Here is an 8543-nt window from a genome sequence, read left to right as displayed (position 1 = left end):
GCGGGGGGGGGCGGGGGGGGGGTTCCCCGGGGGGGCGGGGGCGGGGCGGGGGGGGCGGCCCCCCCCCCCCCCCGCCGGCCGGCGAGGCGTCGATCAGGTACAGCGTCCCCGGTTCGCCGCCGCGGGCGGTGACGTCGACGAGGATGAGGGTGTCCCAGCCGTCGAGGAGCTGGTAGGCGAGGTGGACGCCGCGGACTCCGACGTCGGCCAGCTCGACGGTCGGCGGCAGCTCCTCCCGGGTGAGCCGTCGCACGGTCTCGACCCCGAAGCCGTCGTCGCCGAGGAAGATGTTGCCGACTCCGGCCACGAGGGTGCGCCCCGCCGCGGGCGCCGGGCCGTTCACTCGTCCTCCAGGGCTTCGACCTCGTCGGGCTGGAAGTAGAGGAACCGGCCCTGTTCGCGGCGGATGTCGGCGCCCGGGTCGTCCTCCACGGTCACGGCGATGTGCACCCCGCCGTCGACGTCGTGCAGGACCGCCTCGACCAGGGCGGCGCGGCCGTCGAGGAACAGGTCCTGGGCGTCGGTGTGGCGCAGCCGTGGGCGCAGGACGACCCTGCTGCCCGCGCGGACCGCGCGTCCGTCGACGAGGACGTGGTCGCTCCCCGGATCGACGCCGGTGTCGCCTCCCGGGTCCCACCAGGGGGTGTCCGGTTCGAGGACGCTGCGGGCGGGTTCCTTCGGCCCGGTGACGCTCTGGAGGCTGCGTACGGCTCCGTGCAGGCGCTCCAGGACCTCGGGCGGCATGGTGTCCGCCAGCTCGATCACGGCCGCGGCGCGGGCGTCGGTGCCTCTGGCTTCGCGCTTCTCCTCGTCGGTGAGGGCGGCGGTGCGCAGGGCGAGGATCTCGTCGATCTCGGTGGCGTCGTAGAGGGCGCCGGGGCTCTCGGGTGCGATGGCCGGATGGTCCTCGAGGATGATCGGTGACGAGAGCATGAGGTCGTCGCGGCCTGGTTCGCCGGCCAGGACGGGCCAGGTGTGCAGGTTGCGGCAGGCGGCGACGGCGCCCTTGGCCCATTCCGGCGGGTCGGTCATCGACAGGAACGACCCGCCGTCGAGGCGGAGCAGCGTGTGCGTGGCGACGAGGGAGTACGGCAGTGCCGCGTGGCGGTCCGTGCCCGGTTCCGCGGTCCAGGTGCTGGTGTTCTCCACCATGACCGAGAGGCGCTCGACGCGGTACGGTCCGTCGAGTTCGGCCGCCGAGATCCGCAGGGTGCCGCTGATCTCCTCGCGCCGGCGGACCAGCCGGCCGAGGACGCGTCCGTCGGTGTCGGTGACCTCCTCCGTCTCCTCGGCGGCGGGGCGGGTGAAGGGCAGGGCGGTGCCGTCACCCCGCAGTCCGGCGACCGGGACCACAAGAGTGATCCGCTCTTCGACGCCCTCGTCCCAGGCCACCAGGACCCGGTCGGCCAGGCGCAGTTCGCCGGTCGGCGCGAAGGTCCCGTCCTCCCGGAGCTCCTCGACGGTCCGCCGCTGGGCGCGCAGGAAGCGGACCTCCACGGCGAGTTCGGCGCCGGTCCTGGGCTCCATCAGGCACTCGGTGTGCTGGAAGTCGTGCTCCTCGGCGGCTGCGCTCCAGGATGGCGGCACCAGGACCCCGAACTGCCAGCGGAGCCGGTTCTTCGCGGCGGACGCCCGGTAGGGGTAGAGCACGTACCCCTCGAATAGGACGGCGTCGGCGACGTGCCGGGCGACGGCGAACCGCGCCTCGGTGCCGGGGGTGAAGGCGACGGTGGTCATCGTGTCCTCTCCCCCGCCGCTTCGAGCAGGGTCTCGACGGTGGCCTGCCACGACGGAAGGGCCCGGCGCGACCGGTACGCGAGCAGGGCGTCCATCGCGTCGCCCGGGAGCCGGATCCATCCGCAGCCGGGGAAGTGCTGGTCGATCATTTCCCGCCAGACCTTCACGGGCATCCGGTAGGAGACCTCCTTGTCCCAGGGCACGGGCTCGACGTGGAAGCCGCCGGCGCCGGTGAAGGCGGTGCCGGAGAAGAGCAGGAGCAGCGGGACGTCGCCGTCGGAGAGCGCCCGGAAGTAGCGGGACGCGGCGATGTCGGTGTCGTAGGTGCACGGCACGACGAGGTCCGTCTCGATCTCGCCGGTGAAGCCGGGCACCATGACGGAGGCCTGGGCGAACTGGACCGGGTTGAGGCTGCTGCCCCACCGGGAGCGTTCGCCGAAGAGGTCGCCCAGCGCCTCGGCCTCGTGGTCGTCGTATCCCCGCCGGGCGGGTTCGATACGGATCTGGCAGCGCAAGGCCATGGCGTGGACCCGGGTGCCGCCGGTCGCGGTGATGCGCAGGCGGAACACGAGCGTGGGTCCGGCCGCGTAGGCGTCGGCGCGGACGTCGGTGCAGCTGAAGGAGAACTCGGTCACGGCCGGCTCCCGTGCGGCTCGCATGCCAGACCGCGGACGCGGGTGAAGAGGGCGTCGAGGTCGGCTCGGGCCTCCGCGCCTCCGTCGAAGCCCTGCCAGAGCAGTCGCATGCGGCCCACCAGTTCGTAGCAGATGTCGATGGGCACGAGGAAGCACTCGGTGCGGCCCTCGTGGCGGCGCAGCAGGAGGGCTTCCACGTCGGGTTCGAGGTGGGCGGCGAGCTGTGTGGCGTCGAGGACGGACCGCCAGGCCGTCTCCTCCAGTTCGCTCTCGGTGGCACCGGCGGGGCTGGGGTAGAGCGCCACCGGCCGGTCGAGGGCCGAGTTACGGAAGAAGAAGGCGACCGAGACCGGGATCCGCAGCGACTCCCACGCCTGGTCGTCGATCCGGTGTCCCGGGTCGCTCAGGAAGCGGCCGGGGACCGCCCGGAAGCGGCCCTGGGAGCCGGCGGAGCGGTCCATGAGCTGTGAGCACGGGCCGCAGGCGCAGACCAGGGCCCGCTTGTCGACGTCGACCAGGTGCGGGTGTTGTTCGCCCGCCAGTCGGGCCCCGCACATCTCGCAGCGTTCCTCGCGGGGCGGTCGCGGGGTGGTGAAGCGGCGCAGGCCCGTGGGGAGCGAGGAGCGCACGGCGCCGTTCGGGGGCCCGTTCACGAGGCGGCGGCCGAGGAGCGGCCGTCCGCGCCCGCGAGCGACGGACGGGTGCCGATCTGGAGCAGCGCCGGCTCGCGCGGAGGCGCGGACTGGAGCTCCACACCGGTCACCTCGGGGGCGAAGCACGCGAGGGCGTCCACGGCCGCCTGCCGGACGGACTCCTCGGTACTGGGGCAGCCACAGCCGGACGAGGCGGTGACCCGCAGCGTCAGCACCCCCGTCGCCGCGTCGAATCCGGCGTTCTCCACGGGCTGCGCCAGAGCGGACAGGGCGCGGTCGATACGGGCCGGTGCGTCCTCGGGATGCAGTCCGTGCAGGTTGAGGAGGCTGGCGACGAGTTCGTCCGCGAGCAGCGGGCCCATGGGGTCGGCGGGCGGACGGGCGGCGGGGCGGCCGAGGAGGTCGACGACGCGGGAGAGTCCGCTGCCGTAGAACTCCATGAGGACGCGTACGACTTCCTCGGCCGCCGCGCAGGCCTCGCTGTCCCCGTTCTCCGCCAGCCGGTCGAGGACCTCCTCGACCCGTCGGCCCGCCTGTTCGGCGGTGGTCGCGCTCATCCGGCCAGACCGCTCAGACCGGTGGGTACGTGCATCTGCTTCACGGTCCTGCCGTTGCCCGTGTACATGTGGACGCCGCACGGCAGGCAGGGGTCGAAGCTGCGCACGGCGCGCATGATGTCGATGCCCTTGAAGTTCTCGGGCGTGTTCTCCTCGAAGATGGGGGTGTTCTGCACGGCGTCCTCGTACGGACCGGGGGTGCCGAACGTGTCCCGGGTGGAGGCGTTCCACGGTGTGGGCGGGTACGGGTGGTAGTTGGCGATCTTGCCGTCGCGGATGACCATGTGGTGCGAGAGGACGCCCCGGACGGCCTCGGTGAAGCCGACACCGATGGACTCGTCGGGGACCTCGAACTTCTCCCAGGTCTGGGTGCGTCCGGCGCGGACCTCCTCCAGGCCCTTCTCGGCGCAGTGCAGGGCGACGGCCGCCGCGTACGCCTGGAAGTAGGTGCGGGCGCGGTTGCGTTCCAGGGCGTTGCTCCACTGCGGGATCTTCCACTCGAAGGTGGTCTCCGGCTTGGTCATGGTGCGGGGCAGGTTGATGACGACGCTGTGTCCGGTGGCCTTGACGTAGCCGATGTCGACCAGGCCGGACAGGGCGGTGGACCAGAGGCGGGCGATGGGGCCGCCGCCGGTGTCCAGGGCCAGGTGGTCCTTGCCGTCGAACCACCGGGGGGACATGACCCAGCTGTACTTGTCGTCGAAGTTCCGCTTCTGCGGGGCCGGGATGGTGTGCTGGTTCCAGGGGTGACGCGGATCGACCGGGTTGCCCAGCGGGTCGTGGGTGACGAACTGCTCCTGTCCCTGCCAGTCCTCGTAGTACGAGCTGCCGAGCAGGATCCGGATGCCGAGGTTGATCTCGGTGAGGTCGTTGGTCACCAGCTTGCCGTCGACGACGACGCCCGGGGTGACGAACATCTTCCGTCCCCAGTCGGTCATGTTGGCGTAGGTGAAGTCGCAGTGCTCGGGGTCGTTGAGCGCGCCCCAGCAGCCGAGGAGGACGCGGCGGCGGCCGACCTCCTCGTAGCCGGGCAGCGCCTCGTAGAAGAAGTCGAAGAGGTCGTCGTGGAGCGGGACGACACGCTTCATGAACTCCACGTAGCGCATGAGACGGCTCATGTAGTCGGTGAACAGCTGCACGGACGCGACCGTGCCGACGCCGCCGGGGTAGAGCGTGGAGGGGTGGACGTGGCGCCCCTCCATCAGACAGAACATCTCGCGCGTGTAGCGGCTGACCTGGAGCGCCTCGCGGTAGAACTCGCCCTCGAGGGGGTTGAGGGAGCGCATGATGTCGGCGATCGTGCGGTAGCCGTGCTCGGCGGCATGCGGGGCCTCGGTGCGCTCGGCGAGCTCCAGGACCCCGGGGTTGGTCTCGCGGACCATCTTCTCGCAGTAGTCGACCCCGACCAGGTTCTCCTGGAAGATGTTGTGGTCGAACATGTACTCCGCGGATTCGCCGAGGTTGATGATCCACTCGCCGAGGTGCGGGGGCTTCACGCCGTACGCCATGTTCTGCGCGTACACGGAGCAGGTGGCGTGGTTGTCACCGCAGATGCCGCAGATGCGGCTGGTGATGAAGTGCGCGTCGCGGGGGTCCTTGCCCCGCATGAAGACGCTGTAGCCGCGGAAGACGGAGGACGTGCTGTAGCACTCCGCGACGCGCTTCTGCTTGAAATCGATCTTCGTGTGGATGCCGAGGCTGCCCACGATCCGGGTGATGGGGTCCCAGGCCATCTCCACCAGTCCGGAGCCGTCACCCGTCGTCTTCGCCCGAGGTGCCATGGTCGTTGCTATGCCCTTCGTCAGCTCTTCGACTTCGCGAACAGTGGAGTGGATGGGGGTCCAGCGGGGGTGTGGTGCGTGGGCGTGACGGTCACCAGGGCGGCCGGTAGCCGGTGGTGATGCGCTCGCCGGTGTGCCGCCACTTCGGCTCCTTGTCCACGGTCTTCGCCGTGATGGTGCGCAGGCGGCGGATGACGGAGCCGTACACGCCGCTGGCGGTGCTGGAGACCTTGCCGCCGGGAGGCTCGTCCATGAACGGCATGAACTTGTCCGGGAATCCGGGCATCGTGCAGGCGATGCAGATGCCGCCGACGTTCGGGCAGCCGCCGATGCCGTTCATCCAGCCGCGCTTGGGGACGTTGCACTTGACGACCGGTCCCCAGCAGCCCAGCTTGACCAGGCACTTGGGCGAGTCGTACGTCGAGGCGAACTGGCCCTGTTCGTAGTAGCCCGCCCGGTCGCAGCCCTCGTGCACGGTCGCTCCGAACAGCCAGGTCGGACGGAGCTTGTCGTCCAGCGGGATCATGGGGGCGGAGCCGACCGCCTGGTAGAGCAGGTACGTCAGGGTCTCCGCGAAGTTGTCCGGCTGGATGGGGCAGCCGGGCACGCACACGATGGGGATGCCGGCATGGGACTTCCAGTCCCAGCCGAGATAGTCCGGCACGCCCATCGCGCCGGTCGGGTTGCCCGCCATGGCGTGGATGCCGCCGTACGTGGCGCAGGTGCCGATCGCGACCACCGCGAGCGCCTTGGGCGCCAGCCGGTCGATCCACTCGCTGGTGGTGATGGGCTGGCCGGTCTCCGGGTTGTCGCCGAAGCCGCACCAGTAGCCCTCCTGCTTGATGGCCTCGTTCGGGATCGAGCCCTCGACGACCAGCACGAACGGGTCGATCTCGCCGCGCTCCCCCTTGAAGAACCACTCGATGAACGTGTCGGCGCCGCCCACCGGGCCGCACTCGAAGTCGATCAGCGGCCAGTGGACCGCGATCCTCGGCAGTCCCGGCAGCCCGGCGAGGGCGATCTCCTCGATGCTGGGCTGCATGGCGGCGGTCAGGGCCACGGAGTCGCCGTCGCAGCTCAGACCCGCGTTGATCCAGAGAATGTGGATCGGCTTCTCTTCGCTGCCGGGGGCGGCACCCTGATCCTCGACCGGGGCCGGCGTTACTGCACTCATGAGTCGCCTCCTGAGGAGGGATGGGGCGAAGGGCCGTCTTCGGGGCCCACGTCTTGCTTAACAGTCGGCCGATCCCGCCGCGCCCGCACCTGGGCCGTCCGGGGATTGCGCCCGCGGGGCCTCTTTTCGGGCGAAGGCCCGGCGCAGTGCGTGGTAGGGCGCGGCGGGATCGTCGAAGATCCGCCGCATCCGGGCGAGCTCACGCTCACGGTGGGCGGCAAGGGGAGTCGCCGACTCCCGGCGCTCGTGTTCCGTCTTCTTCTCCGCGACCCGCAGCGGGAGACCGGGACGGGATGCCAGGTGGGCGGCCAACCGGGTGATTTCGCCGGCGAACTCCGCGGGCCCGCAGTCGACGACCCGGTCGACCAGGCCCATGCCGAGCGAGGCCGCCGCGGACACGGGCCGGGCCTCCTCGGTGAGCCGTGCGGCCAGGGCCGCTCCCACCTTGCGGGGCAGGGTGTAGGTCCAGTACTCCGACCCGTACAGGCCCATGCGCCGGTAGTGCGGGTTGAGTACGGAACCCGACCGGCACCAGACCTCGTCGGCGGCGAGGGCGAGCATCACGCCTCCGGCGGCTGCGTTGCCGCCGATCGCGCTGACGACGAGCCGGTCGGTCGTGGTGAGGACCGCCTCGACCAGGTCGTTCATCGCGTTGATGTTGGCCCAGGACTCGGCGGCCGGGTCGGCCGCGGCCTCGATGACGTTCAGATGGATGCCGTTGGAGAAGAAGTCGCGCTGCCCGCCGAGCACGAGGACGGAGGTGGGACGCGTGAGGGCGGCCGTGTAGGCATCCAGCAGGCGGCGGCACTGGTCGGTGCTCATCGCCCCGCCGGGGAACGCGAAGGACAGGACCCCGACCGGTCCCTGCTCCCGGTAGCGGATGTCGGACCAGGTCCGCCCGTCCGGTACCGCTTCCTCGGGCGCCGGGAGTTCGGGGAGTGGCGGCAACCGCCCGGCGAGGGCCAGCGTGGCGGGAAGTCTGCAAGCGCGCGGCCGACCGGCACGGGTGCGGGCGCGGAGCTCGGGGATCCACACCGCGCCGTCCAGCGTGGCGCGGCAGACCGCGCCCGCTCGGGTGGCGAGCAGCTCGCCGGGCCGGCCGCGCAGGCCGTCCTCGGCGTGGCCGCCGTGCAGGAACCACTCGGCGCCGAGCAGATGGTCACGGACCCCGGGCTGTGAGTCGGCGGCCCGCAGGATGCGCAGAACGGTCTCGGTGGTGTCGTCGCTCCAGGAGATCGCGCGCTGCTCCTGGCGGAGCGCGGGACGGGCGCGGATCGCGCCGGTCTGCGGCGGCGGCGACTCCCCGGCGGCGATCCGCTCGACCGCGAGGAGCACGGCGGTCACGGCGGCGTCGGACAGTTCGTTGCGGTACAGATCGCTCTTGCCGACGTCCGGTACGCGGAAGGCGACGGACGCCCAGACATCGCCTGCGTCCATCTCCTCCTCGGCCTGGAGGACGGTGACGCCCCACTCGGCGACGCCTTCCTGGACGGCCCGGTCGAGCGACGACGGCCCCCGGTCGCCCACGGGCCCCGGGTGCACGATGAGACAACGGTGTGCGGTCCACACGTCCCTGGGCACGACGGTCTTCAGCATCGGGGCGACGATCAGGTCGGGCGCGTGGCGCGCGACGGCGTCACGCACGGCGGTCCCGTCGGGCGTGACCTCCACGGGAACGGCGTGCCCGCGGTCCCGCAGCTCGACCAGGACGCGCTGAGTGAGGCTGTTGAAGCTGCTGGCGATGAGCAGAATGCGCATGGCGGCCCTTCCGGGTTGCTGCGGACGGTACGCCCCCCGGGGAGGGCGGTCCACCGAACCGTCAGCGATCATCCGGCACCGCAGGCCGTGGGCGCGGGCGACGGAGCCCGCACCTCACCCGTTCGGGGCACGCGTCCCACCGATTGGCGGGCGGGCGGCCCCCCGCGGTGAGGAAGGGCGGCGGGCGCGCGGGGGGGCGCGGCCGGCGCGGGGGCCGCGGACGTGCCGGTGGCCGTCGGTGTGGCGGA

At 71.7% G+C, this 8543-nt stretch carries 8 protein-coding genes; all 8 read right to left on the bottom strand.

Features of this window, described 5'->3' with window-relative positions; all coding sequences use genetic code 11:
- Positions 1 to 343: hydrogenase maturation protease (locus ACFVZW_RS18435; RefSeq protein ID WP_384522440.1), on the bottom strand; the 343-nt coding region annotated here is incomplete at its 3' end.
- Positions 340 to 1737, bottom strand: coding sequence for a hypothetical protein (locus tag ACFVZW_RS18430; protein WP_384522438.1), 1398 nt, complete (start codon positions 1735 to 1737; stop codon positions 340 to 342). The genes ACFVZW_RS18430 and ACFVZW_RS18435, both read right to left, overlap by 4 nt.
- On the bottom strand, positions 1734 to 2372 hold the full coding sequence (locus tag ACFVZW_RS18425) for a DUF6084 family protein (RefSeq protein WP_384522436.1): 639 nt from the start codon (positions 2370 to 2372) through the stop codon (positions 1734 to 1736). The genes ACFVZW_RS18430 and ACFVZW_RS18425 overlap by 4 nt, the downstream gene beginning before the upstream one ends.
- Positions 2369 to 2929, bottom strand: coding sequence for a DUF5947 family protein (locus tag ACFVZW_RS18420; RefSeq protein ID WP_384522526.1), 561 nt, complete (start codon positions 2927 to 2929; stop codon positions 2369 to 2371). Before ACFVZW_RS18420 ends, ACFVZW_RS18425 begins: the two co-directional genes overlap by 4 nt.
- Positions 2930 to 3021: 92 nt before the next feature.
- Positions 3022 to 3582: a hypothetical protein gene (locus tag ACFVZW_RS18415; RefSeq protein WP_384522434.1), complete on the bottom strand. Its 561-nt coding sequence runs from the start codon at positions 3580 to 3582 to the stop codon at positions 3022 to 3024.
- Positions 3579 to 5363, bottom strand: a complete 1785-nt coding sequence (locus tag ACFVZW_RS18410) for a nickel-dependent hydrogenase large subunit (RefSeq protein WP_384522432.1) — start codon at positions 5361 to 5363, stop codon at positions 3579 to 3581. Before ACFVZW_RS18410 ends, ACFVZW_RS18415 begins: the two co-directional genes overlap by 4 nt.
- A gap of 91 nt (positions 5364 to 5454) precedes the next feature.
- Entirely contained in the window at positions 5455 to 6537 is a 1083-nt protein-coding gene (locus ACFVZW_RS18405; protein WP_384522430.1) for a hydrogenase expression protein HypE, read from the bottom strand.
- A gap of 57 nt (positions 6538 to 6594) precedes the next feature.
- Positions 6595 to 8295 carry an enoyl-CoA hydratase-related protein gene (locus ACFVZW_RS18400; RefSeq protein ID WP_384522428.1) on the bottom strand — a complete coding sequence of 567 codons (1701 nt, stop codon included), beginning with the start codon at positions 8293 to 8295 and terminating at the stop codon, positions 6595 to 6597.
- Between the last annotated feature and the right edge of the window lie 248 nt (positions 8296 to 8543).

The organism is Streptomyces sp. NPDC059567 (genome assembly GCF_042735655.1).
Lineage (GTDB): Bacteria > Actinomycetota > Actinomycetes > Streptomycetales > Streptomycetaceae > Streptomyces.
This window is presented reverse-complemented; position numbering and strand designations above follow the sequence as displayed.